We start from the raw sequence: 24,543 nt of genomic DNA on the forward strand, positions 1-24,543 counted from the left end.
GCCGCAAAAAAAGCGGCTCAACGTACGCGAAATTCTGGAGGGGCGTAAACAACATCGACCAGCAGGGCTGGTCGATGCTTGTAACGATCAGCCGTAATTAAACGACTGGAGCACGCCAGTCATCGGAACCCGAAGTACCGGATACTTCGTGGGTCCAGGTGATTTTACGGTAGGTGAACTGCACTTCTTCCAGGTGGGTGAAGTGCGAGTTGCCTGGATCCTGGCAGTTGTGCATTTTGTTGTTGATGGCGACGATGATCGCGTCTTCCAGTTTGGTGGTGTAGTAGTGCTCTTGAGTACCTTGAGCAGAAGTACGGTACCACTGGATAACGATTTCGCTCATGCGCTCGCCGGAGGTCAGAGCAGCTTGCAGCAGAGGCGAAGCCTTGTCGTAGACCTTGGTGATGATCACTGGCTTGTGCACGCGCTGACCGGTTGGCTGACCGGATTGTGGGTCACGCGGGATGATCACGTCGTGGCTGAACGCCTGAACCATGACCTGGTCTTCGTGGCCTTCCTGGTAGGTGTTGCCAACGGAGTCGGCGGTGAAGGCGCCGGCAGTGATCAGGCCTTGTTTTTCGCCGGTAACCGACATGTACGCTGGTGTTGCCATGGGGTGCTCTCCTTGCGGATAAATTTAGGGTGCCCGGGAGGCGAAATCGCCCGGTGGGTGCCTGACTGTTATCAAGGAGCGTGCCAGGTTTGCCGAAGGTCCCGGCAACCGGGGGTGGAGTGGCTCTGGCGTGTGGTTTTGCCGATGTTTTTTTCTGAATCGAGAGGGAAAGTGCGCAACTTCTTGCGCAGTACTGCGCAAGAAGTTGCGCACTTGGCTGTAAGCCACGCCAGTCAAGGCCTGCAGCGCGATGAATTGCCTTTTTCACCGAATAAGTGCGCAAGAAGTTGCGCAGTAAGGCCAAGGGCCAGCGTCGAGCGTTTCGCCTTGTTGTCGCGACTGCGCTAGAGGCAACATTTGATTCTGTGGCGAGGGAGCTTGCTCCCGCTGGAGTGCGCAGCGCTCCCAAAACGAGGACCGCTTTGCAGCCCAGCGGGAGCCAGCTCCCTCGCCACAGTCAGAACAGTTTCAGGTCCAAAACCTGGGCGCACTCCTCAATCGAACGCCGCTGCGTCTGGGCATACAACCCCAGCTCATCAATCGTCGCGCGGCCCAAGGCCTGTTCAAACGCCTGACGGTTCGAGTGCTCGCCATAGTGCGTCTGCGCCGCGTCCCCAAGGTTCGACTGAAAAATCCCCGCCGCACTCACCGGCAGGAAATCTTCGTACACCAACGGTTCAGCTTTCACATGGCCCTCACGGAGCAAATCCTCCAGCGATGCCGACGTGAGGCTACCCGCTGTCAGGCCTTTTTCCGTAGGGAAGTAGCGAAAATACGCCAGCTCCTGTTCGCGCATGCCTTCGACGCTGTCAGGAAATTCGCCAAAGTGCTGGGTCATCAGCGCGTTGTAGCGTACGGCGTTGCCTTCGTTGGGGAAGTCACCGAGTTCATCGCGGGCGGCATTCAGCAGGCGGTCATACAGCGCCCGGCCTTTGGGCGTCAGCGCCGCGCCGCGTTGTTCGATCTCGCCGAAGCGCGCGCTGTGGCTGCCACGGGTGTTGTGCTGGTCGGTGAAAGTGATCGGCTCGTCGAGCGCCTTGAAACTGGTTTGGCGCAGGAGGATCGGGCAGTGCCGACGCGGTGGCCCTTCGATCACCGCTTTCGGGGTGATGCCGTGCACCGGCATTTGCGCCTGAACCCCGTCGATGTCCAGCGTGCGCGGGGTCAGGTGATTGATGTGCGGGCCTTTGAACGCCACCACATCGGCGATCAGACGGTGCTGAGCGCTGAGGGTCTGGTACTGCGCGGCGGTGACGGTTGCGCTGTGGTGCCAGCGAAAGGTCTCCAGGGCCTGCAGGACAAATTCCTCCGCTTCAGGCTCATTCAGCCCACCCGCTGACTCAGCCTGCTCGATCAGGTGCAAGACAGTAGGGGTAAAGATCGAACGCTGATTCAGTACCGATTCAGCAAACGCGCGCAGCTCGGGATCTTCGATCAGTTCCAGACGCAGCAACGAAGTGAACACCCGAAACGGACTGACCTGCAGCGCCGCTTCATGCACCGCGCGAAACGCCGTGGAGTGCACCGGCACGCCCGCCGGGGTCAGGTCGTAATAACCCACCGGTTGCATGCCCATCACCGCGAACAAACGGGCGAGGGTCGCCAGCTCCTTGGCCGTACCGACGCGGATGGCGCCGTGGCGCTCCATGTCCAGCCGTTGGATTTCACCGGTGCTGTCGAGCTGCCGTGCGATGTCCGGCTGAGCCGCCAGCACTTCGCGGTTGGTCTGATCCACCAGCTCCATCAGCGCGCCGTACAGCGGCACTTCTTCGCGGTACATGTCGGACATCGCTTTGGAGAAGCGTTGGCGGATCAGGTCGGGGCTGACGAAAGGCTGCACGGTCATGAAAAAAATTCCTGCCACGGTCACGGTTTGGATGGAGGAAAAGATCGCAGCCTTCGCCGACGGCGGCAAACGAAGAATCCTACGAACTTCATTCTGCCAACGACTGATCCACCAGTTCGATCCAGTGCAAAACCTGGGTGCGCCCGGCGCCGGCCAGATGATTCTGGCAACCGATGTTGGAGGTGACGATCAGGTCCGGGCGATCGCTCTCCAAGGCATTGAGGCGGTTGTCGCGCAGTTGCCGGGCAAGGGGCGGTTGCGTCAGCGAATAGGTGCCGGCCGAACCACAGCACAAATGCCCGTCCGGCACCGCCGTGAGGTTGAAGCCCAGCCGGGTCAGCAGCGCTTCCACCGCGCCGCCGAGTTTCAGCGCATGTTGCAAGGTGCAGGGGCAATGCACGGCGATCCGGCGTTGGCTGGCGGCGCACAGTTTCTCCAAGGGTTCCTGCGCGAGAACCTGCACCAGATCCAGCGTCCGTTCGCTGATCTGCCGCGCCTTGTCGGCATAGCGCGGATCCTGCGCCAGCAGATGCCCATAATCCTTGATGAACGCGCCGCAACCGCTGGCCGTCTGCACGATCGCTTCGGCACCGTTTTGCAGGTGTGGCCACCAGGCGTCGATGTTTTGCCGGGCGCGGTCGAGGCCTTTGGCCTGGGCGTCGAGGTGATAGTCCAAGGCACCACAACAACCGGCCTCGGCCACCGGGGTGACGCTGATGCCCAGCCGATCCAGTACCCGCGCCGTCGCGTCGTTGGTGTTAGGCGACAGGCCCGGTTGCACGCAACCTTCGAGCAACAGCACCCGACGCGCATGGCGCGGAGCAGGGCGTGTGCCAGACGCTGGCGAGCGCTGGGGCAATTTGCTTTCGAACAGGCGCGGCAGCAAAGGCCGGAACGTCGTGCCGACCCGCAACAAGCCCTTGAACACCCCGGGGTTCGGCGCCAGTGCGCGCAGACCCTCGCGTAACAAGCGCTGGGCGGCTGAGCGCGGCACCGCCTGATCGACCACCGCCCGTCCGATATCCAGCAGGTTGTGATAGTCGACACCGGAAGGGCAGGTGGTTTCGCAGTTGCGGCAGGACAGGCAGCGATCCAGATGCAGTTGTGTCTGCTCGGTAGCGGGAGCGCCTTCAAGCACTTGCTTGATCAGATAGATGCGTCCGCGCGGCCCGTCAAGCTCATCGCCGAGCAACTGATAGGTCGGGCAGGTGGCGTTGCAAAAACCGCAATGCACGCAGGTACGGAGGATTTTTTCCGCCTCGGCCGCACGCGGCAGTTGTCGGGACTCTTCGCTGAGGGTGGTTTGCATGGCTAGAACTCCGCGTACATCCGGCCGGGGTTGAATAGCCCTTGCGGGTCGAGTTGCGCCTTGAGTTGCCGGTGATAACGCATGAGCGTCGGGGCTAGCGGCTGGAACGGTGTGTCGCTGGCACCATGGGTAAAGCTGGTGGCGTGGCCGCCGAGTTCCTGGGCGAGGATTTGAATGTGTTGGTGATCGGATTTCAGCCAGCGTTGCGCGCCGGCCCAGTCGAGCAACTGCTGGCCGGGCAAGTCCTGCGGCCCGAGATTGTTCGGCAGTGACAGGCGCCACAGCGGCAGACCTTCGTCGAAAAAGCTCAGGCGTTGCTCGTTCAGGTCGCGCCAGAACGTTGAATCCAGCGGCTCGCCGCCGAGCCGTTGATGCGCGGCGGTGACCGAGCCTTCGCCGCCCTCAAGGCGCAGATACAGGCTTTGCCCATCATGGCAGGCGCCGCTGATCGGCAACGGTTGCTGGCCCCATTCGGCCAGTCTGGTCAGCGCCCGTGCGCAATCGATATCGAGGCGGATGCTCAGGCATTGACGCGGTTTCGGCAGGACTTTCAGCGACACTTCGGTCAGCACCCCAAGACAACCAAAACTGCCGGTCAACAGGCGCGAGAGGTCGTAGCCGGCGACGTTTTTCATCACCTCGCCACCGAAGCGCAGGTGCTCGCCGAGGCCAGTGATGACCCGGGTGCCGAGGACAAAATCGCGCACCGAACCTGACCATGGCCGCCGTGGCCCGGACAGTCCGCTGGCGATCATCCCGCCCACCGTGGCGCTGTCGCCGAAGGCCGGCGGCTCGCAGGGCAACATCTGCCCGGCCGCGTCGAGCGCCGCGAGCAGCTCGCGCAACGGCGTACCGGCGCGCACGCTGACTACCAGTTCCGTTGGTTCATAGCGCACGATGCCGCGATGTGCGCGGACGTCGAGCACTTCACCGGCCACTTCGCGGCCGAGAAACGCCTTGCTGTTGCCGCCCTGAATCTTCAGCGGCGTGGCGTTGGCCCGGGCCTGGTTGACCTGATCGAGCAGCGCGCTGCTGGCGTCGAAATCAGCCATCAGAAGCGCTCCAGTTCGGGGAATGGCAGTTGTCCGGCATGAATGTGCATCGCACCGAATTCGGCGCAGCGATGCAGAGTCGGGATGTTCTTGCCGGGGTTGAGCAGGCCTTGCGGGTCGAACGCGGCTTTGACCGCGTGGAACAGGCTCAGCTCAGCGCTGTTGAACTGCGCGCACATCTGATTGATTTTCTCGCGGCCGACCCCGTGTTCACCGGTGATGCTGCCGCCAACCTGCACGCACAGTTCGAGAATCTTCCCGCCCAGCGCTTCGGCGCGCTGCAGTTCGCCGGGCTGGTTGGCGTCGAACAGAATCAGCGGGTGCATGTTGCCGTCGCCGGCATGAAACACGTTGGCCACGCGCAAGCCGTATTCGGCGCCGAGGCGGGCGATGCCGTGCAACACGCCGGGCAATTCGCGGCGCGGGATGGTGCCGTCCATGCAGTAGTAGTCCGGCGACAAGCGGCCAATCGCCGGAAAGGCGTTTTTGCGCCCGGCCCAGAAGCGCACACGCTCGGCTTCATCGCGGGCCTGCCGCACTTCGCTGGCGCCGGCCTCGAGCATGACCTCGCGCACCCGAAGGCAATCGTCGTGGACATCGGCTTCGACGCCATCGAGTTCGCACAACAGGATTGCCTCGGCATCGACCGGGTAACCCGCGTGAATGAAGTCTTCGGCGGCGCGGATCGCCAGGTTGTCCATCATTTCCAGGCCCCCGGGAATGATCCCCGCGGCAATGATGTCGGCCACGGCGCGGCCAGCCTTTTCCACCGAGTCGAAACTGGCCAGCAAGACCTTGGCGAGCTGCGGTTTGGGCAGCAATTTGACCGTGACTTCGGTGATGATCCCGAGCAATCCTTCGGAGCCGGTAAACAGCGCCAGCAAATCGAAACCCGGCGAGTCGAGGGCCTCGCTGCCCAGTGTTAGACGTTCGCCCTCGATGGTCAGCACTTCGATTTTCAGCAGGTTGTGCACGGTCAGGCCGTACTTGAGGCAATGCACGCCACCGGCGTTTTCCGCGACGTTACCGCCGATCGAGCAGGCGATCTGCGACGACGGATCCGGCGCGTAATACAGGCCGAACGGCGCGGCCGCCTGGGAAATCGCTAGATTGCGCACCCCGGGCTGAACCCGCGCGGTACGGGCCGCGGGGTCGATGTGCAGGATGTTGTTGAAACGCGCCATCACCAGCAGCAGGCCTTTTTCCAGCGGCAGCGCACCGCCCGACAACCCGGTGCCGGCACCCCGGGCCACCACTGGCACGTTGTGTTGGTGGCAGAGCTTGAGCAGGGTCTGCACCTGATCGAGTCGCCGGGGCAGGGCGACCAGCATCGGCGTGGTGCGATAGGCCGAGAGACCGTCGCATTCGTAAGGCTTGAGTTCGTCTTCACGCCAGAGCAGGTCGAGATCCGGGAGGGCGCGCTGCAGGGTTTTCAGCAACTCGGCTTTGTTTACTTCCGGTAGCGGGCCATCGAGGCGTTCGTCGTAGAGAATGTTCATTTCGACCTTCCGAATCTTTATCGCCAAGAGGGCTTCTTGTGGCGAGGGAGCTTGCTCCCGCTGGGCTGCGCAGCAGACCTGAGATCGATACTGTGGCGGGGCAGGCTAGTCGCATGCGCTGGAGCAGGGCCGCTTCGCGCCCCAGCGGGAGCAAGCTCCCTCGCCACAATACCAGCGGTGGAATTCAACGCTGATTGCCCAGAAACTCCCGATACAACCGCGCGGTATTCCCCGGTTGTTCGACCATCGGCATGTGCCCGACGCCATCCCACACTTCGACCCGCAGATTGGCGATGCCCTTGCTCCACACCGGCACGCTGCTGACGTCGATCAAGCGGTCCTTGCGCCCCCAAAGCAGCAGCGCCGGGCATTTGATATCGGCCAGTTTCGGCTCCATCGGCGGGCTGGCGCGGAAGTCGCGGAAGATCTCTTCCAGTTCATCACGCTGACGTTCGTATCGCTGAGCGATGGCGTCCAGCACCAGCCCGGGCACCCACGGCGGCGAGGCCATGGTCATCGCATAAAACTGGCGGAACTCTTCCCGGGAGTTGATCAGGAACGGGTTATGCCCACGGGCGAGGTGGCGCTCCATGTCGCTGGCCTGTGGCGCGGTGACACCGGCCGGGTCGATCAGCGCCACCGAGGCAATCCGCTCCGGATAGGTTGCTGCCAGCCATGCCGCGATGTAGCCACCCATCGAGTTGCCGATCACGTGGACTTTCTCCACGCCGCACACGTCCAGCAGCTGGATCATGCGCTTGGCCTGCAGCGCAATGTCGTAGCCGCCACCTGCCTTGAACCCGGTTTCCCCATGACCGGCGATGTCCGGAATGATCACCCGGTACTGGCGGACAAAATGCCTGGCGAAGCGCAGCCACAGATTTTTCTCGGCACTGTAGCCGTGCAGCATCAGGATCGCGCTGGCCGCTTCATAGGGGCCACCCTGCCAGGTCGAGACGGTCATTTCGGCAATCGGCACCTCGATTTTGTGCAACTTGTACAACTTGGCCTCGAGCGCCGTGCTCAGGTCGTACAACCAATGGCCGATCGCTGGATAACTCAACCAGCTCCAGGCCACGAAAACCGCGAGAGCGACAAACAGCACAAGCATCGACGTCTTCCTTTTACGTGTTCAGGACAGAATGTGGTCAGCCGGTTTCAGCGTCCGGGTCAACCGGTAGTAGCTGAAACTGAAGCCCGGAAATATCGCGATCACATGACCGCTCTTGCTCTGATACCAACTGTGACAGCCGCCGGACTTCCACACCGTGCGTTCCATCTCACGGTGGATCATTGCAGTGTAGGTACGTTCCGCTGCGGGGCGCACTTCGATGCTGCGCAGGCCTTTTGACTGCAGGGTGTGGATGCAGTCGAGGATGTAGTTCATCTGCGCTTCGATGATGAACAGCGCCGAGGTATGCCCGATGCCGGTGTTGGGGCCGGTGACGATAAACAGGTTGGGAAAGTCCGGCAGGCTGGTGCCCAGATAGGCGCGTGGGTACTGCGCCCAGACGTCCTTGAGTTGCACGCCGTGCCTGCCGGTCACCGGGTAGGAGACCACGCCGTCGGTGGCGTCGTAGCCGGTCGACCAGACGATCAGATCGACGTCGATGTGCTGGCCGTCCGTGGTGGTGATCCCGGTTTCATCGAGCGCGGCGATGCCTTGCTCACGGCTGTGCAACGTGACGTTGGGCCGGGTCAGCGCCGGGTAATAGGTGCTGGACAGCAGAATGCGCTTGCAGCCGATGGTGAAGTCCGGGGTGAGTTTTGCGCGCAATACCGGGTCCGGCACCTGTTGCTTGAGAAAACGCAGCGCCTGACGCTGAACCAGGTGAATCGCCGGTTTCGAGTATTTGAAGGCGATCACCCGGGTTTCGAATTGCCAGTAGAGCAGCCAGCGCAGCAGCTTGTACGCCGGTTTGACACCCAGCAGCCAGCGCTGGAAAGGCCCGAACCTGCGATCGGCGCGCGGCAACACCCAATGCGGCGTGCGCTGGAACACGTGCAATTGCTCGACTTCGGCAGCAATCGCCGGAATCACCTGGGCGGCACTGGCGCCGCTGCCGACGATGGCCACGCGTTTACCACGGTAGTCGTAGCTGTGATCCCAATTGTTGGTATGAAAAGTCTTGCCCTCAAAGCGATCCTGGCCGGGGAAGGGTGGGATCACCGGTTGGCTCAACGGCCCGGAGGCGTTGATCACGAACTGCGCGTAAAAAATCCCCTTGCTGGTATGCACCGCCCAGCGCTGTTCGGCGTCGTCCCATTCGATGCGTTCGACGTTGGTTTGCAGCTCCACGCGCTCGCGCAGGCCGAAGCGCTCGATGACATGTTCGGTGTATTGGTGCAGTTCAGCCTGGGCGGCGAACATCTGCGTCCAGCGGTACGGCGCGAAGGACAGCGAGTACAGCGGCGACGGCACATCCACCGCCGCGCCGGGGTAGGTGTTCTGGCACCAGGTGCCGCCGAAGAAGTCCCTTCTCTCCAGCAGGCGAAAGTCGTCGACTCCGGCCTTGAGCAAGTTGACCGCCGCGCATTGGCCGCCAAATCCGCTGCCGATGATCAACACTCGGTAGGTCTGCATGGGCCTCCTTCTTATAGTCGTTTTTCCGTTTTCGTCCTTTCAGGTATAGCTAAAAATTTGCCCTGTGCGCGACGGCGATGGCGCGGTATTCAGCGGCTGGCCGGTGATAGCTATTTAACGGCTGCCTGTTAGACTTCCAGCACATCCGTCTGACGGTGTTCGCAGGTTCCGTTGAGTGGTCGAGGCCCTTATGCGAAACAAGGGGGGAAAGGGACTTTCATTGGCCAGGAGGCTTTATACATCGCGAACCCTCGGGCTGGTGCTGGGGCTGTTGTGTGTGAGCGCGGCGATGTACCCGCTCGACCCGCCGTTGTGGGCCTGGGCGCTGATGCTGTTCAACGGCTTGGTCTGGCCGCACCTGGCGTTTCAATGGGCCCGTCGTGCCAGCGTTCCTTACCATGCGGAACACCGCAATCTGTTGGTTGATGCCTTTATGGGCGGCTTCTGGGTCGCCGCCATGCAGTTCAATCCGCTGCCCAGTGCCACCACCATTTCGATGATGGCGATGAATAACGTCGCCATCGGCGGATTACGTTTTCTCGCCGCAGGCCTGGCGGCGCAGATCCTCGGTATCGGCGTCGGCCTGGTGGTTTTCGCCCCGGCGTTCATCCCGCAAACCTCGCCTCTGCAGCTTTATGCCTGCCTGCCGTTGCTGATGCTGTACCCGCTGGCGCTGGGCTGGATCTGCTTTCGCCAAGCCTACACGCTGGGCCTGCACAAGCGTGAGCTACTGGCCCTGAGTCGCACCGACAGCCTCACCGGACTGCTCAATCACGGCGCGTGGAAGGATCAACTGGAAATCGCCTTTCAACGTTGCCGCCGGCAGCAGCAGGGCGCAGCGATCGCGTTGATCGACATCGATCACTTCAAAGCGATCAACGACACCTACGGGCATGTGGCGGGTGACATCGTGCTGCGCCAGTTGAGCAAAATGCTCAAGCAGAACCTGCGCGCTGCGGACGTCGCCGGGCGCTATGGCGGCGACGAGTTTTGCGTGATCCTGCCTGACCTGCCGCTGTTCAATGCCGCGCAGGCCATGGAAGCCTTGCGCGAGCGTTTCGCCACCCTGGGTTACGAGCAGAACCCGGCGCTCAAGGTCAGTCTGAGCATTGGTCTGGCGGCTTACGAACCGGCACACGGCGACGCGACCCGTTGGCTCAATGATGCGGATCAGGCGCTGTACGAGGCCAAGGCGAGCGGGCGCAATCGGGTGATCTGCAACAGTGATGATCTGCCGAAGCAGGAACTGCTCGATTCGGTCTGACTGCCCAGCACAATTTCCTCCTACAGGTGTTCGGTGTCGGCCGCGGAGATGTCGCATCCGGTATAGAGCCTTGCGTCGATGTCAGGTACGGTTCAATTCCCCCCGACGCGAAACAAGGATCGATTCATGACGTTCTCATTTTCCCGCTCGCTGCTGGCCGCCAGCCTCGGCCTGTCCCTCGTCCTCAGCTCCGCCAGCGCCTTCGCCGAACCGCACAAGCAAGTGCTGGCGGATGCCGAGCAGTATCAGCCCGAAGCCCTGAAACTGCTGGAACGGCTGGTCAACATCGACTCCGGTTCCGGTTATGAACCGGGCCTGAAACAAGTCAGCGAGATCGCCATCGATGAGCTGAAGAAGCTCGGCGCCACCATCGAACTGGTGCCCAACACCCCGGAAAAATCCAACCACGTGCTGGCGACCTTCAAAGGCACCGGCAAGGCAAAAATCCTCTTGATGGCGCACATGGACACGGTGTTCAAGGAAGGCTCCGCGGCCGAGCGCCCGTTCCACATCAAGGACGGCCGCGCCTACGGGCCGGGGGTGATGGACGACAAGGGCGGCATCGTCGCCGGGATCTACGCGCTGAAAATTCTGAAGAACCTCGACTTCAAGGATTACGCGCAAATCACCTTTTTGCTCGACGCCAGCGAGGAAACCGGTTCCGACGTCGCCACCGACCTGATCAAGAAAACCGCCAAGGCTCACGACGTGACCCTCAACCTCGAACCTGGGCGTCCGGCCGATGGACTGGTGGTGTGGCGCAAAGGCAGCGCGACCGCGCTGGTCGAGGTCAAGGGTAAGGCGGCGCACGCCGGAGTCGCGCCGGAACTGGGGCGGAACGCGGCGATGGAAGCGGCGCACCAGATTCTGCAACTGGGCAAACTCGGCGACGAAGCGAAGAAAACCACCATCAACTTCACCGTGCTCCAGGCCGGTGATCGCACCAACGTGATCCCGGACCACGCCACCGCCAAGGCTGACGTGCGTGCGGCGGTGCCGGAAGAGTTCGACCGGATCGAGAAAGACCTGGCGCGAGTGTCGCAGGACAAGCTGATCGCCGAAACCGAAGTCACCACCAGCCTCAAACGCGGACTGCCACCGATGCCGCAAACGGCGGAATCGGATCGCTTGATGGCCATGGCGCAAGGGATTTACGGCGAGATCGGCCGCAAGCTGACCGAAGAGGGCAGTGGTGGCGCGGCGGATGCCAGCCTGTCCGCCGGGGTGGGTACGCCGACGTTGGACGGTTTCGGAATTGTCGGCGGCAATATCCATACGCCTGAGGAATACGCCGAAGTGGCGAGCGTGGCGCCGCGGATTTATCTGTTGTCGCGGATGATCATGGAGTTGGCCAAACGCTGAGTTCTTCGGTTTAGCGGTGCTGCAACTGACGCCTTCGCGAGCAAGCCCGCTCCCACAATGGATCTGTGTCCAACACCAATGCTGTGTTCACTGAAGATCCACTGTGGGAGCGAGCTTGCTCGCGAAGGCGGCGGGTCAGGCTAAATGGGTGTTGAATGTGCCGACGTCATCGCGAGCAGGCTCACTCCTACATGGGATCTGTGTTCAACACCAATGCTGTGTTCACTGAAAGATCCATTGTGGGAGCGGGCTTGCTCGCGAAGGGGCCAGATCTGACCGCAGCTTATTCCTTGACGCTCATGTATTCCTTCGCCCACAGAATGTAATCCTCAGGCTGGGTATAGGTGTGCGTCAGCTCGGTGGCGCTCAGGTCCGAGGCCTGGGTGAAGATCTGGCGTTGTTCGCGCAGGCTGTCGTAGGTCGCCTTGATCGCGGCGAAGTAGGCGCCGTGGCCGTCGATGGTCACGCGCACCCCGAGTTCGGCCAGGCGCTTGTCGTCGCGCAGCGCCGGGTTGCCGTAGGTCACCAGCATCAGCGGGACCGTCAGGTGTTCGGCGATTTGCTCGAGCTGATCGAAGTCCTGCACCCCGACCATGCAGATGCCGTCGGCACCGGCGGCCTGGTACTGCTTGGTGCGGCTGATGATTTCCTGATTCGGCAGAATCCCGGCATTGGTGCGGGCGATGATTGCCATTTCCGAATCAACCCGGGCTTCCAGCGCCGCGCGGATCTTGCCGACGCCTTCGGCGACCGAGATCAGGTCGGTGGACTTACGGCCGAATTGCGCCGGCAGCAGGGTGTCTTCGATGGTCAGGGCGGCGACGCCGGCGCGTTCCAGTTCGACGATGGTGCGCATCACGTTGAGGGCGTTGCCGTAACCGTGGTCGGCGTCGGCGATCACTGGCAACTGGGCAACGCGGCCGATGCGGGTGGCCTGTTCGGCGAATTCGCTGAGGGTGATCAGGGCAAAGTCGGGGGCGCCCAGCACCTGCAGCGAGGCCACGGAGCCGCCGAGGATCCCCACTTCAAAACCCAGGTCTGCGGCAATGCGCGCGGACATCGGGTCGAACACCGAGGCGGTGTGGTAGCAGGTGTCGGAAGCCAGCAATTGACGGAAGTTACGGCGCAAATCTTGATGGGAAAGCCTGGTCATACGAGTTCCACCAATACAAAGGAATGGAACGGCTTGAGCAAAGGTGTCAACGCCGAAGAATGAAAAGGCTATCACGCGAATGGGTCAAGGTTCATGACGAATTTGCGAGTGAGGCGTTGATGAAGGATCCAGCGGCTGAAAGGTTTCATCGGCAGTCAGCGGATTTTCACTGGCTAAACCGCAGATCAGGCCGCTACCGCCTGTTGCTGTTGTCTGGGCAGCAGCACGGCGCGCACCGAATTGCCCGGTTGCAGTTGCAGGCGCTTTGCGGTGAGGCGATCGACCACCAGGGTATTGCCGACCAGACGACCGGGGGCCACGGTGATGCGGCAGTTCTCCAGGCGCCGGTTGTGGATCAGCCACAACGGTGCCTGATCGTCCGGCGTGCCGAGACTCAGGGTCAGCGCCAGGCTGTCGCGCACGGTACGAATGTTGCCGATCGGTGCTTCGATCACCGGGCCACCGTCGAAGATGTCGATGTAGCCCTTATGCACAAATCCTTCTTCGCGCAGGATCTTCAGCGCGGGCTCGGTATTGGGATGCGCCTGGCCGATGGCCGCCTGTGCCTGTTCGGTGAGCATGCAGGTGTACAACGGCTGGCGCGGCATCAGTTCGGCGATGAACGACTTGTTGCCCAGACCCGACAAGTGGTCAGCATGGCTGAAGTCCATCTGGAAGAAATGCCGGCCCAGACTGTCCCAGAACGGCGAGCAGCCGAGTTCATCGGCACTGCCGCGCAGTTCGGCGATCATCTTCTCGCCAAACAGTTGCGGAAACTCGGCTACGAACAGCAGCCGCCCGAGCGACAGCAGCCGGCCATTGTTGCCATGGCGTTGCTCATGCTGAAGGAACAGCGAACACAGTTCCGACTGGCCGGTCAGCTCGTTATTGAGAAACAGTGTGGGGATCTGCCGCGAAATGCCCAGATCCGGTGCCGAACTCACGGTCAGGCCGACTCGGTAGTTGTACCACGGCTCGCGCAGGCCTACCGCGCCGGTCAGAGCGCTGACGCCGACCACCCGCAGGTCGTCATCTTCAAGCACGAACAGATAATCGGCGTCGGCCCGTTCCACTTGTCCGGAAAACGCGCGCTGGGCCCAACGCACCCGGTGGGCGAGGCGATCCTCATTGGCCGGGAGGGTGGTGAACCCCGGGCCGGCCTGTTGCACCAGAGTCATCAGTGCTGGCAGGTCGCTGACTTTGACCGGACGGACGATCATGCGGTAACTCCTTGTACGCGCCGGTTCGGGCACTGTCGTTGGGTATGCAACCGGGCGCGGTTCACAGGGCGGTCAGCCTGATCGTGCAGCCATCGGTGACCTTCAGCGCCGCGCACAGGGCCGGCGTCAGCGACAGCGGTTGATCGGGCTGGTAATCCAGTTCGGCGACGATGGCCCGGAAACCGTGCAGCGCGTCGTTGCTCAACAGATAACGGCCACGCGTGTCGATCGGCGCTTGCTGGCGCACGGTGGCGGTCTGGCTGTGGGTGATCGAACGGATGTTTGCGGTGCGCGCATACAGGGTTGGGCCCGCATCGAACAGATCGATGTAGCTGTTGGTTTCAAAGCCTTCGCGTTCGAGGATGTCGAAGGCTTCCTGACCGTCCGGGTGAATCCGGCCGATGCACTCCTGTGCTGCCGGAGGCAGCATCGGTACGTAAATCGGGTATTGCGGCATCAGTTCGGCGAGAAACGTGCGGCTTTGCAGACCGCACAGGCGCTCGGCCTCGACGTAGGGCAGGTCGAAGAAGTGCTTGCCCAGTGCGTCCCAGAACGGCGAATGACCGTTCTCATCGCTATAGCCGACGATCTCGGTGATCACCGCATCGGCGAAACGTTGTGCGTGAGCGGCGATGAACAGCAGCCGTGCCCGCGACAGCAATTCGGAAAAGGCGCTGCGCACCAGTGCGTTGTCGATGTGAAACCCGCGCAACAGCGTGTGTCCACTGAGGTCGTGACACAGTGACAACGCCGGCACCCCGTGCTCGATGTTCAGTTCCCGCGAAGCACTGGTGAAGTGGCGATTGCGCAAGCTGTAGAACGGTTCGTTGAAACCGGCCGTGGCGAGGATCTCCGAGCAACCGACCAGCCGTTGAGTGTCGAGGTCTTCCAGCACGAAGAAGTAGTTCTCCGGGCCTTGCGCCTGAATGTCGTTGTCGAACGAGGCACGGGAGCCGGCGATTTTTTCGCGCAGGCGTTCGACGTCGTCAGGCAGCGACGTGACGCCGACCAGGCTGTCGCGGGCCAGCTGCTGCAATTGCGGCAGGTCGGTTGTCTCGACTGGGCGTAAGACCAGCATGGATGCACTCCTGTATCAAAGGGTCCGGTGATCCCCACCGAACCTGACTATCACTGTCGGTTGCCACGCTTTAAAGCGGCGGTCGCCTGATTTGATGTCAGACGCCGCTCTTTTTCTTGTCAGCCATTGCTCGGGTCAGGCAGCGCTGTGCTGGCGCCGAGCTTGTTCAGGAAGAACAGGTACACCAGACCCAGCGCAATCCAGATCAGGCCGAGTTTCTGCGCATCGACGCCCATGTTGTACATGATGGCGGCGACGATGATGAAGCCGATCACCGGGCAGATCAGATGGCGTACGACCTGACCGGACTTCTGCCGACGCCAGTAGTAGTTGATCACTGTCAGGTGCAGCAGCATGAAACCGCTGAGGGCACCGAAGTTGACCAGCGAGGTCAGGGTGTCGACCGAATTGATGAACAGGTAGCAGATCACCAGCGACAGCACCGCCACCAGATAAATGCTCAGGTACGGGGTGTTGTGCTTCGGGTGCACCTTGGCCAGGACTTTTGGCAACTTGCCATCGCGGGCCATGCCGAACAGCAGGCGCGACACTGCCGCTTGCGAGGTGATCGCTACTGCGACACCCCAGGCCAGCGCGGTCGCCACCCCGGTCAGGGTGGCCAGCCAGCTGCCAGCGGCGATTTCGGCGATTTCATAGAACGCGGTGTCGGCGGACTTGAAGCCCATGCCGGCGGCCAGATCGGTGGCGATCCAGGTCTGTACGACGAAAATCACGCCCATCACCACCAGAGTGATCAGCGCTGCGCGGCCGACGCTGCGGCCCGGATCGCCCTTGATTTCTTCGGCGAGGGTCGAGATCGCATCGAAGCCGAGGAATGACAGCACGGCAATCGACACCGCTTGCATCAGCAGGGCGAAATTGAACGTTTCCGGGTGATACAGCGGCGCCAGGGTCAGCTCGCCGTTGCCGCCGCCGTTGTGCAGGGCGTTCCAGGCGTAGAACAGGAAAATCCCCAACACCACCAGCTGTGCAAGCAGGAAGATGATGTTCATCCGTGCGGTGAAGGTGATGCCGCGCAGGTTGACGAAGGTTGCACTGACCAGGAACGCCAGAATGAAACCGACCTTCGGAATGTCCGGGTACAGATGGTTCAGGGCCATCGCCGCGTAGACGTACAGCAGCGGTGGAATCAGCAGGTAGTCGAGCAGCATCAGCCAGCCGGCGATGAAGCCGACGTGTTGATTGAGGCCGCGTTGCGCGTAGGAATACACCGAACCGGCGACCGGAAACGCCTTGGCCATGCTGCCGTAGCTCAGCGCGGTGAACAGCATCGCGACCATGCCGATGATGTAGGCCAGCGGCACCATTCCGGGCGCCTCGGCATTCACGTAGCCATACACGCCGAAGGGGGCGATGGGGATCATGAAGATCATCCCGTACACCACCAGGTCGGTCAGTGTCAGGCTACGTTTCAACTCCTGTTTGTAGCCGAACTCTTCTATTTCCATGAAGCGCAACTCCTTGTCAGCCTATCCAGCGTTTTAGTTGTTATGTCGATCCATCGTTACAGCGTCAGCAGTCTTGCAGCATTCTTTACAGCAGCGGTGCCAGGCGCTCGGCCCACAGCGAAACCGCTTCCGGGCTGCGCAGCAGATCGTTGCGCACCTCGATCAGCACCGACTCCAGCCCCCGGGCATCGCCGTGCACTGGCACGGTCATGTCGCCCAGCGGATCAACCCGGTACGGCTGGTTGCCCGCGACGTTCAACGGGTGCTGGCCGAGGCCATCGATCACCCGTTGCGCATAGGCGCCGGCCTGACCGAACAGCACGCCGACCTCCAGTGAGCGCGGCTGGCCGTAATACACCGGGGTAAAACTGTGAATCCCCACTACCCGTACTGCTTGGCCTTGTGCAACGCGCTGGTCGATCATGGTCTGCAGCCGGGCGTGAAACGGTTTGAACAGGGTCTGGCGCCGGTATTCGCGCGTGGCTTCGTCCAGCTCGCGGTTACCGGGCACCTGATAAATCTCGCTCTGCGCCGGAATGCTGTCGGGCGCATGCCGGGGCCGATTGAGGTCGATCAGCAGCCGTGAATAGTTGGCGCTCAACAGCGTCGCCCCAAGTCTCTCCGAGAGCTTTTCAGCCAGTTGCAATGCACCGATGTCCCAGGCGATGTGCTCGCGCGCGGCTGCATCGTCCAGGCCCAGATTGTTCAGGGCCTCGGGGATGTAGCGGCTGGCGTGCTCGCACACCAGGATCAACGGATGCGATGAATCTTCGCGGCTCAGGTTGTAGACCGGGCGGGTGTACAACCCCAGCTCGGCGGATTCAGTACAGGCGTGCATAGTGCTCACACAGGTCAGCGGGCGAGAGCTGTTCCGTCAGCGCCAGTTCCTCGGTTTTAAGGGCGTGGTACGTGTCGAGCAACGGCTTGGGCAGCCATTGATTGAAGGCTGCACTGTCACGCAGGCAATCCAGCGCCTGGGCCAGCGAGGCGGGCAGGGCCACAATGCCCCGGGCCTTGCGTTGCTCGTCGTTGAGTGAATCGGGAATTTCATCGGTGATCGCGTTCAGCGCCAGACGCTGTTCGATGCCCAGCCGTCCGGCAATCAGCAGCGCGGCCATTGCCAGATGCGGCGAGGCGGTGGCGTCCATGGCGCGGAATTCCAGGTTGTACTGCGCCGCCACGGATTTGCCGCCCAGGCTCACGGTCGGACAAATGCGCAGCGCCGCTTCACGGTTCTGCTGCCCCAGACACGCATAGGACGCGCTCCAGTGGTGTGGCTGCAAACGCTCGTACGACACCGGTGTCGGCGCGGTGAACGCACACAGCGCCGGCAGGTAATGCAGGATCCCTGCGGCCCAATGCTGGCCGAGGGTCGACAGACCGTTGCTGGTGCCGGCGTCGTAGAGCAGTGGCAGACCTTGCAGGTCGAGCAGGCTGATGTGCAGGTGCACACCGTTGCACACCGCGTCGGCCTTGGTTTTCGGCGCGAAACTGACGTCGACCCCCATTTGTCGGGCGATTTCGCGGGTGATCTCGCGCACGTTGACCGCACGATCCGCCGCCGCCACGCCGAGGGTCGGCCGGCAGGTGATTTCGTATTGGTGCTTGCCGTATTCGGGCAGGAACATTTCCGGCTCAACGCCACCCGCGCGCAGAGCGCTGAGCAGCCAGCCGCCGAACTCGGCCCCCTGCCGCTGGGCTTCGAGGGAAAACGCCAGATGCTCGGCGAAGCCGGCATGCAGGTTGAATTCGTGTTCGAACGCCGCGTTGACCTGCAAACCGAGGTCGTCGCGATAGCGCTCGATTTCATCGCGCAACAACGTGCGCGGGCAAGCGCTCCACGGCCGGCCATCGGTCTCGCGGATGTCGCCATGGATGAAGTCCAGCGCCGGTGCTGCGGCGTCCGGGCCATTACCGACCGTCACGCGACTGGCCGGATCGGGAATCAATCGCAAATCACCATAGGCGCCCCATGGGTTGGTCGAGGCGATGATGTCCTGAGGCGTCAGTGCGCTGTTGGCTGGCACCCAGCCGCACCCGGCCGCTTGATAATGTTCCAACTGATCGGTGGGAAACGAGCGGCCACGGGTGATGCCGATCAGGTCGGTGGTGACGATGGTGGTCATCGGCAACGGCGTCAGGCGCTCGCTCATGGACGCATCTCCTGCAAGCGGCCGAGCACGGTTTGTGTGTCAGTGATCCAGCAGTAACCCTTGATCGCGTTCAGGCAGGCGTCATGCCGCGCCGGGGTGTAGGTGGCGCAGGCGTCTTCGACCAGCGTCACCAGATAGCCACGGTCGGCGGCATCGCGCACGGCCATGTCGACGCACTGGTCGGTGACGATGCCGGCAATGATCAGGTGGCGGGTTTCGAGGTTACGCAGGACGTAATCGATGTTGGTCGAGTTGAACACCCCGGACGAGGTTTTCGGCAACACGATTTCGTTTTCCACCGGGGTCAGGTCGTCGATGATCCGCGCCTGGGTGCTGCCCTTGGGCAGGTGCATGTCCGACAGTTTGTGATCCAGCGAGCGGTCGCGACCGTCGGCGGTCAGGCTTTCGATAATCGTATGCAGCACATTCTGCCGCGCTTCGCGAAAGGCACTGAGCAAACGGCGCTGGTTGGGCACCACCTGCATGTGCGCGCGGGTCAGGAAATACTCGGCATCCGGGCCGTTCAGGTGCGGGTCGAACTGCGGTTCGAGCCAGGCACGCTGCATGTCCACCAGCAACAGAGCGGTGTGACCGGTGACGAACGGCAAATCCCGCGGCGAGCGGTGGGGAAGACTGAACATCCTTATTTATCCTCCAGCAGATGGGTGTTGAAGTCGTTGCGCAGGGCGTCGATGCCTTCCAGGCGATCGGCCAGATCGGGGCTGCGCAGGGTCAGGCAGGCAATCAGCGCCTCGACCTGGGCCAGCGCCGGCACCATGGTGTCGAACGGCGAGGCCGATTCCACCGGAGCACTGATGATCAGGTCAGCCAGTTCACGCAGTGGCGAGGCATAGATGTCGGTGAACAGCACCACCCGCGCGTTGTTGTTCTTCGCCGCCGAGGCCACCCGCAGGGCCTGGGACTGGTAGCGGCGGTAGTCGAACAGCAGCACCACGTCCTGGCGTTGCAGATCGAACAGGCGGTCGGGCAGTTGCGCGTTGTCTTCCAGTGCAAAGCAGCCGGGTCGCAGCAGGCGCAAGTGGTTGAGCAGGTAGTTGGCCATCAGGCTGCTGAAGCGCCCGCCGAAGCAGTAGATCTGGTGCCGGGTATCGAGCAGCCAGTCGAGCAGAATGCGCACGTCTTCGGGTTGCGTCAGAACCTGGGTTTCCACCAGCAGGCGTTGGCTGTCAGCCAGATAATGGCCCCAGGCATCGTCTTTATTGAGGTGCGAGCGTGGCTGCAACAGGGTGCGCGGCGAACGCAGGCGGTGGTCCATGTCGCTGAGCAGGGCGTCCTGAAACTCGGCATAACCGCCAAATCCGAGCTTCTTCACCAGCCGCACGATGGTCGGATCGCTGACGCCGGCGTGTTCGGCCAGACGCGCCATCGGACCCAGGCCGTTGCGTGGATACTGGTCGAGCAGGGCGCGAATCACTTTGCGCTCCGACGGCGTCAGTTCCAGGCCGGGGTCGGTGATCAAGTCTCTGAGAGGGGGCATCCGGGCTCCTGCTGGATGAAGGGGGGGGTGTTGAATTCGTTTCACAATCCGTTAAAACAGTATTTATGTAACTCAGGTTACATGTCTAGTGAATTTTTAGCGTTGGCGATTCGACGTTTAAATAAGCTCACAACCCTGAGTAACAAGGGCTACACCTGAGTCTGTGCCTCTTGTAGTCCATTGCCTCCAAGCGTGTCAGACATTGCCGCTTTTTCTACTTCAGAGTACTGGGCTGGAGGTTCACGAGATCCCCTGAAGCGACCGGGTTACGGCACAATTGCCACAAGACCGGCGATTTACCGCCGATTCAGCTGATGTTCATCGAGTGAAATCCTGTGCAGTCCACCCGTTTGACTTTGATTTGCCACGCGCGAACCGTCGCACAGAAATTGTCGCGCTTTCCTACGAACGAGCCTGTTGAAAATTCGCCATTCGCGATCGGCGCGTTGGCCGCGAAGTTCGCCAGCGCCAGTCGTTTGTTGTGCGGGCCGGAATTGCGTACGCGCCAGACTGCCGAGTGGTTCGGTGCGGCGCCGCAAGTGGACGAAGCGCTGCGCGATTGCGATTTGGGGCGCTGGCACGGGCAAGCGATCAAGGATCTGCAAGTGCGCGAGGCCGAGGCCTTGCAGGCGTGGATCCATGATCCGCAGGCGGCACCGCATGGTGGCGAGTCGGTAATGCAGTTGAGCGAACGCGTGGCGGCATGGTTGACCAGTCTGCAAGGCGTATCGGGGCACATCGTCGCCGTCACCCATCCGTTTGTGGTGCGTGCGGCACTGATGCAGGTGTTACAGGGCGCGGCGTTCAACGCCATTGATGTTGAACCGTTGTCCATGGTTGAACTGCGGTTCAACGGCATCTGGCGGCTACGCTTGGCGAGTATCGATCTTGCGGGAGCACTGTGATGAAACGACTGCTGGTAATTGGTATCGGCGCCGGAAATCCCGACTACATCACGATGCAGGCGGTAAAGGCGCTGAATCAGGTCGACGTGTTCTTTCTGATGGACAAAGGCCCGAGCAAGGACAAACTGATCGATCTGCGGCGCGACATCTGTGCGCGCTACATCACCGACCCTGGGTATCGCTTCGTCGAATCCCACAGCCCCGAGCGCGCGCGCGGCGACGTGGACTACACCCGCGCGGTCGATGATCTGAATCGCGCCAAGCAAGAAACCTTCGAACAACTGATCAATGAAGAATTGGCTGACGAGCAGTGCGGCGGATTCCTCGTGTGGGGCGACCCGGCGTTGTACGACAGCACGATTCGTATCCTGCAGGCGATTCTGGTGTCAGGTCGCTGTGCTTTCGAGTTTGAAGTGATCCCCGGGATAACCAGCGTTCAGGCGTTGGCGGCGCAGCATAAAGTGCCGTTGAACAGCATTGGCCGGTCAATTGAAATCACCACGGGCCGGCGCCTGGCGGCGGGGCAGGTGAGTGACACGGACAGCCTGGTGGTGATGCTCGATGCGGAAGATTCCTACCACCATGTGGCGGATCAGCAGACCGAGATTTACTGGGGCGCTTACCTCGGCACGCCGGATGAGATTCTGATCAGCGGCAAGCTCAAGGATGTTGCGGATCAAATCGAGCGCACGCGCAAAGCGGCGCGGGCCGAGCATGGGTGGATCATGGATACCTATCTGTTGCGCAAGCCTTGATTTGTAGGCTGTCGGTGCAGGCCTTATCGCGGGCAAGCCCGGCTCCCACAGGTTTCTGAGTTGAAATAAGGTGGTGTGTACGACGCAAAACCTGTGGGAGCTGGCTTGCCAGCGATGGCGTCCGGAAATTCACCTCAGGAAATGGCCTTGACCCCACGCCCAAACCGCTCCCGATACACCGACGGCGGCACCCCGACCACGCTGCGAAACGCCACGCGAAAACTTTCCACCGAGCGATAACCGCAGCGCAGGGCAATCTGCTCGGTGTTGTGCACGCCGCTCTCCAGTAATTCCCGCGCCCGGGCCAGTCGCTCGTGTTGCAGCCACGCTTTGGGCGATTGTCCGCTGGCTTCGGTGAAACGGCGCAAAAAGGTGCGCTCGCTCATCGCCGCTTCGCTGGCCAGATCGCGCACTTCCAGCGGTTGGTGCAAGCGCTCGCGGGCCCACTGCATCACCCGCGACAAGTCGTTGCGCGGCGTCGCGCTGACCGGCGTCGGGATGAACTGTGCCTGACCGCCAGTGCGTTGCGGCGACATCACCAGACGCCGGGCCACTGAATTGGCGACCTGGGTGCCGAAGTCCCGTGCCAGCAGATGCAGGCAGGCATCGATCCCGGCGGCGCTGCCCGCCGAGGTGATCAACTGGCCGGAGTCGACGTAAAGCACATCCGGATCGACCGCAATCGCCGGAAAGCGTCGCGCCAGTTCATCGGTGTAGCGCCAGTGGGTGGTCGCACCGTGGCCGTCGAGCAAGCCACTGGCGGCCAGCACAAACACCCCTGAGCAAATTGACAGCAACCGCGCACCCTGGGCGTGGGCCTGTCGCAAGGCGCCGATCAGCGCCGGCGGCACCGGGGCCTCGCGGTCGCGCCAACCGGGAATGATGATGGTGCGCGCCTGCGCCAGCAGCTCCAGGCCGCCGTCGGCCAATACGTGAATCCCGCCCATGGCGCGCATCGGCCCTTGATCGACGGCGACGATGCAGTGCTCGTACCACGGGAAATCGAATTCCGGCCGGGGCAGGCCGAAAATCTCCACGGCGATGCCGAACTCGAAGGTACAGAGGCCATCGTAGGCCAGAATCGCAACCAATCCAGGTGAGTCAGGCATTTGGCGGAAAATTCCCGGTGAGTGTCTTGCGCGCCACTGTAGCGCCAAGCGCTGGCCCGATAAAGTCTGCTCACACCCCAACAGATGAAGGAGCCACACAACATGACCAGCCTGGTTCGCGACATTCCTGCTGCACCGTCGGCGATTGCCCTGATGCATTTCAGCAACCGTCTGACGTTTGAAACCGATTGTTCTGACGTGTACAGCAGCCAGGAAGCCGGTGAAGTCGATTTTGTCCTGGTCGATGTGCGCGGGCCTTTGGCGTTCGAGCGCGGTCACGTGCCGGGCGCGATCAACATTCCGACCCGCTTGCTGACCGCCGAAGGCCTGGCGGAGTATTCGACGAGCACGTTGTTCGTGGTCTATTGCGCCGGCCCGCACTGCAACGGCGCCAACAAGGCTGCGGTGAAACTGGCGGCGTTGGGTTACCCGGTCAAGGAGATGATCGGCGGCGTGACCGGCTGGCTGGATGAGGGTTTTTCGCTGAGTGTCGAACAGCCTGCCCGAGTTGTCATTGCCTGCGAATGCTGACAGGTTTTTCAGCCATTTCCTGAGCAGAATCGGAGTTTGTCCTACAGCCTTTGCACCATGTCGGCGCACTGTTGATCCCGGTCAACGCGTGCGCCGATTTTCTGTAAGTATTTGTCGCCTAAACACAATTTGCCCTGTGCGCCCCGCCATAGACTGCCGGCCACGTCGGTTTTTGCTGCTCAATGGCCATGACCGAACGCCAATCGAAAGCTGCCAATAAAAGCCTCCGCACACAGGAGTAATAAATGAAGAAGCTAGTGATGTTCGGTGCCCTGGCACTGTCGATGTTGTCCCTGACCGCAGTGGCCGAAGACGCCAAACCGATTCGTCTGGGGATCGAAGCCGCTTACCCGCCATTCTCGATGAAAACCGCTGATGGCAAACTCACCGGGTTCGACGTCGATATCGGCGATGCCCTGTGCAAACAGATGGATGTCAAATGCGTGTGGGTCGAGCAGGAATTCGACGGCCTGATCCCGGCACTCAAAGTGAAGAAGATCGACGCAATCCTGTCCTCGATGACCATTACGGATGACCGCAAGAAAAACGTCGATTTCACCATCAAGTACTACCACACCCCGGCGCGCTTCGTGATGAAGGAAGGCTCCGGTGTCAAAGACCCGCTGACCGAGCTCAAGGGCAAGAAAGTCGGCGTGCTGCGCGCCAGTACCCACGACCGCTACGCCACCGACATGGCCAAGGACGCCGGGTTTGAAGTGGTGCGCTACGGCTCGCAACAGGAAGCCAACCTGGATATGAAATCCGGTCGTCTTGACGCGATGCTGGCCGACTCGGTCAACCTCAGCGACGGTTTCCTGAAGACCGACGCCGGCAAAGGCTTCGAATTCGTCGGCCCGACCTACGAAGACGCCAAGTACTTCGGCGGCGGCGCGGGCATCGCGGTGCGCAAGGGCGATACCGAGCTGGCCGAGAAATTCAACAAGGCCATCACCGAAATCCGCGCCAATGGCGAGTACAAGAAAGTCCAGGACAAGTACTTCGACTTTGACGTGTACGGTCATTAATACGCTGTAGAAAAAAGTGGTCCCGTTTGCGCGGTGGCCACTTTTTTTGTGCTCTCTTTCTGAGACAAAGATCCCCTGTGGGAGCGAGCAAGCCCGCTCCCACAGGGGATTTTCGCCG

At 61.7% G+C, this 24,543-nt stretch carries 22 protein-coding genes; 6 read left to right on the forward strand and 16 right to left on the reverse strand.

All coding sequences use genetic code 11. From position 1 onward, the window contains the following. Positions 1 to 97: 97 nt before the first annotated feature. The 7 genes from H043_RS0109410 to H043_RS0109440 form a co-directional block, all read right to left on the reverse strand. The gene (locus H043_RS0109410) at positions 98 to 613 is read right to left on the reverse strand and encodes an Hcp family type VI secretion system effector (protein ID WP_003226246.1); all 516 of its coding nucleotides are present in this window, start codon (positions 611 to 613) and stop codon (positions 98 to 100) included. 457 nt (positions 614 to 1,070) lie between these two features. After that, entirely contained in the window at positions 1,071 to 2,459 is a 1,389-nt protein-coding gene (locus H043_RS0109415) for a VOC family protein (protein WP_027611627.1), read from the reverse strand. Between the two features lie 88 nt (positions 2,460 to 2,547). Then, positions 2,548 to 3,768, reverse strand: a complete 1,221-nt coding sequence (gene glcF / locus H043_RS0109420; protein WP_027611628.1) for a glycolate oxidase subunit GlcF — start codon at positions 3,766 to 3,768, stop codon at positions 2,548 to 2,550. Between the two features lie 2 nt (positions 3,769 to 3,770). Next, positions 3,771 to 4,820: a glycolate oxidase subunit GlcE gene (gene glcE / locus H043_RS0109425; protein WP_027611629.1), complete on the reverse strand. Its 1,050-nt coding sequence runs from the start codon at positions 4,818 to 4,820 to the stop codon at positions 3,771 to 3,773. After that, complete coding sequence (gene glcD / locus H043_RS0109430) at positions 4,820 to 6,319, reverse strand: glycolate oxidase subunit GlcD (protein WP_027611630.1); 1,500 nt, start codon at positions 6,317 to 6,319, stop codon at positions 4,820 to 4,822. Before glcD ends, glcE begins: the two co-directional genes overlap by 1 nt. 184 nt (positions 6,320 to 6,503) lie before the next feature. Then, complete coding sequence (locus H043_RS0109435) at positions 6,504 to 7,430, reverse strand: alpha/beta fold hydrolase (RefSeq protein ID WP_027611631.1); 927 nt, start codon at positions 7,428 to 7,430, stop codon at positions 6,504 to 6,506. Positions 7,431 to 7,451: 21 nt separating this feature from the next. Beyond that, positions 7,452 to 8,903, reverse strand: a complete 1,452-nt coding sequence (locus H043_RS0109440) for an NAD(P)/FAD-dependent oxidoreductase (protein WP_027611632.1) — start codon at positions 8,901 to 8,903, stop codon at positions 7,452 to 7,454. 190 nt (positions 8,904 to 9,093) lie between these two features. Here H043_RS0109440 and H043_RS0109445 point away from each other — a divergent pair, with 190 nt between their 5' ends. Next, positions 9,094 to 10,167, forward strand: coding sequence for a diguanylate cyclase (locus H043_RS0109445; protein WP_027611633.1), 1,074 nt, complete (start codon positions 9,094 to 9,096; stop codon positions 10,165 to 10,167). A gap of 126 nt (positions 10,168 to 10,293) precedes the next feature. After that, positions 10,294 to 11,529, forward strand: coding sequence for a M20/M25/M40 family metallo-hydrolase (locus tag H043_RS0109450; protein WP_027611634.1), 1,236 nt, complete (start codon positions 10,294 to 10,296; stop codon positions 11,527 to 11,529). A 283-nt stretch (positions 11,530 to 11,812) separates the two neighbouring features. Here H043_RS0109450 and H043_RS0109455 read toward each other — a convergent pair whose 3' ends face one another. From H043_RS0109455 to H043_RS0109490, 8 genes are all read right to left on the reverse strand, one after another. Beyond that, on the reverse strand, positions 11,813 to 12,682 hold the full coding sequence (locus tag H043_RS0109455) for an oxaloacetate decarboxylase (protein WP_007968750.1): 870 nt from the start codon (positions 12,680 to 12,682) through the stop codon (positions 11,813 to 11,815). A 185-nt stretch (positions 12,683 to 12,867) separates the two neighbouring features. Beyond that, positions 12,868 to 13,902, reverse strand: coding sequence for an arginine N-succinyltransferase (gene astA / locus H043_RS0109460; RefSeq protein ID WP_027611635.1), 1,035 nt, complete (start codon positions 13,900 to 13,902; stop codon positions 12,868 to 12,870). Between the two features lie 61 nt (positions 13,903 to 13,963). Further along, positions 13,964 to 14,980 (reverse strand): arginine N-succinyltransferase, encoded by a 1,017-nt coding sequence (locus H043_RS0109465; RefSeq protein WP_027611636.1) that lies wholly within the window; start codon positions 14,978 to 14,980, stop codon positions 13,964 to 13,966. A gap of 119 nt (positions 14,981 to 15,099) precedes the next feature. After that, on the reverse strand, positions 15,100 to 16,449 hold the full coding sequence (locus tag H043_RS0109470) for an APC family permease (protein WP_027611637.1): 1,350 nt from the start codon (positions 16,447 to 16,449) through the stop codon (positions 15,100 to 15,102). 85 nt (positions 16,450 to 16,534) lie between these two features. After that, positions 16,535 to 17,287, reverse strand: coding sequence for an N-formylglutamate amidohydrolase (locus H043_RS0109475; protein ID WP_027611638.1), 753 nt, complete (start codon positions 17,285 to 17,287; stop codon positions 16,535 to 16,537). Next, positions 17,271 to 18,602: a glutamine synthetase gene (locus H043_RS0109480; RefSeq protein WP_027611639.1), complete on the reverse strand. Its 1,332-nt coding sequence runs from the start codon at positions 18,600 to 18,602 to the stop codon at positions 17,271 to 17,273. Before H043_RS0109480 ends, H043_RS0109475 begins: the two co-directional genes overlap by 17 nt. Beyond that, positions 18,599 to 19,243, reverse strand: coding sequence for an isochorismatase family cysteine hydrolase (locus H043_RS0109485; protein ID WP_027611640.1), 645 nt, complete (start codon positions 19,241 to 19,243; stop codon positions 18,599 to 18,601). The genes H043_RS0109480 and H043_RS0109485 overlap by 4 nt, the downstream gene beginning before the upstream one ends. A gap of 2 nt (positions 19,244 to 19,245) precedes the next feature. Next, positions 19,246 to 20,100 (reverse strand): MurR/RpiR family transcriptional regulator, encoded by an 855-nt coding sequence (locus tag H043_RS0109490; protein ID WP_027611641.1) that lies wholly within the window; start codon positions 20,098 to 20,100, stop codon positions 19,246 to 19,248. Between the two features lie 446 nt (positions 20,101 to 20,546). Here H043_RS0109490 and H043_RS0109495 point away from each other — a divergent pair, with 446 nt between their 5' ends. After that, complete coding sequence (locus tag H043_RS0109495) at positions 20,547 to 21,005, forward strand: histidine phosphatase family protein (RefSeq protein WP_306460898.1); 459 nt, start codon at positions 20,547 to 20,549, stop codon at positions 21,003 to 21,005. Then, positions 21,005 to 21,760 carry a precorrin-6A synthase (deacetylating) gene (gene cobF / locus H043_RS0109500; RefSeq protein WP_027611643.1) on the forward strand — a complete coding sequence of 252 codons (756 nt, stop codon included), beginning with the start codon at positions 21,005 to 21,007 and terminating at the stop codon, positions 21,758 to 21,760. The genes H043_RS0109495 and cobF overlap by 1 nt, the downstream gene beginning before the upstream one ends. Before the next feature lie 134 nt (positions 21,761 to 21,894). Here cobF and ftrA read toward each other — a convergent pair whose 3' ends face one another. Then, complete coding sequence (ftrA, locus tag H043_RS0109505) at positions 21,895 to 22,869, reverse strand: transcriptional regulator FtrA (RefSeq protein WP_027611644.1); 975 nt, start codon at positions 22,867 to 22,869, stop codon at positions 21,895 to 21,897. A 102-nt stretch (positions 22,870 to 22,971) separates the two neighbouring features. On the opposite strand from ftrA, the gene H043_RS0109510 reads away from it, so the two are divergent. Both H043_RS0109510 and H043_RS0109515 read left to right on the forward strand, forming a co-directional pair. After that, on the forward strand, positions 22,972 to 23,400 hold the full coding sequence (locus H043_RS0109510) for a rhodanese-like domain-containing protein (protein WP_027611645.1): 429 nt from the start codon (positions 22,972 to 22,974) through the stop codon (positions 23,398 to 23,400). Between the two features lie 245 nt (positions 23,401 to 23,645). Continuing rightward, positions 23,646 to 24,425, forward strand: a complete 780-nt coding sequence (locus H043_RS0109515; protein WP_003226194.1) for an ABC transporter substrate-binding protein — start codon at positions 23,646 to 23,648, stop codon at positions 24,423 to 24,425. Positions 24,426 to 24,543: the final 118 nt, after the last annotated feature.

It is taken from the genome of Pseudomonas sp. URIL14HWK12:I6 (assembly GCF_000514195.1).
Taxonomy (GTDB): domain Bacteria; phylum Pseudomonadota; class Gammaproteobacteria; order Pseudomonadales; family Pseudomonadaceae; genus Aquipseudomonas; species Aquipseudomonas putida_A.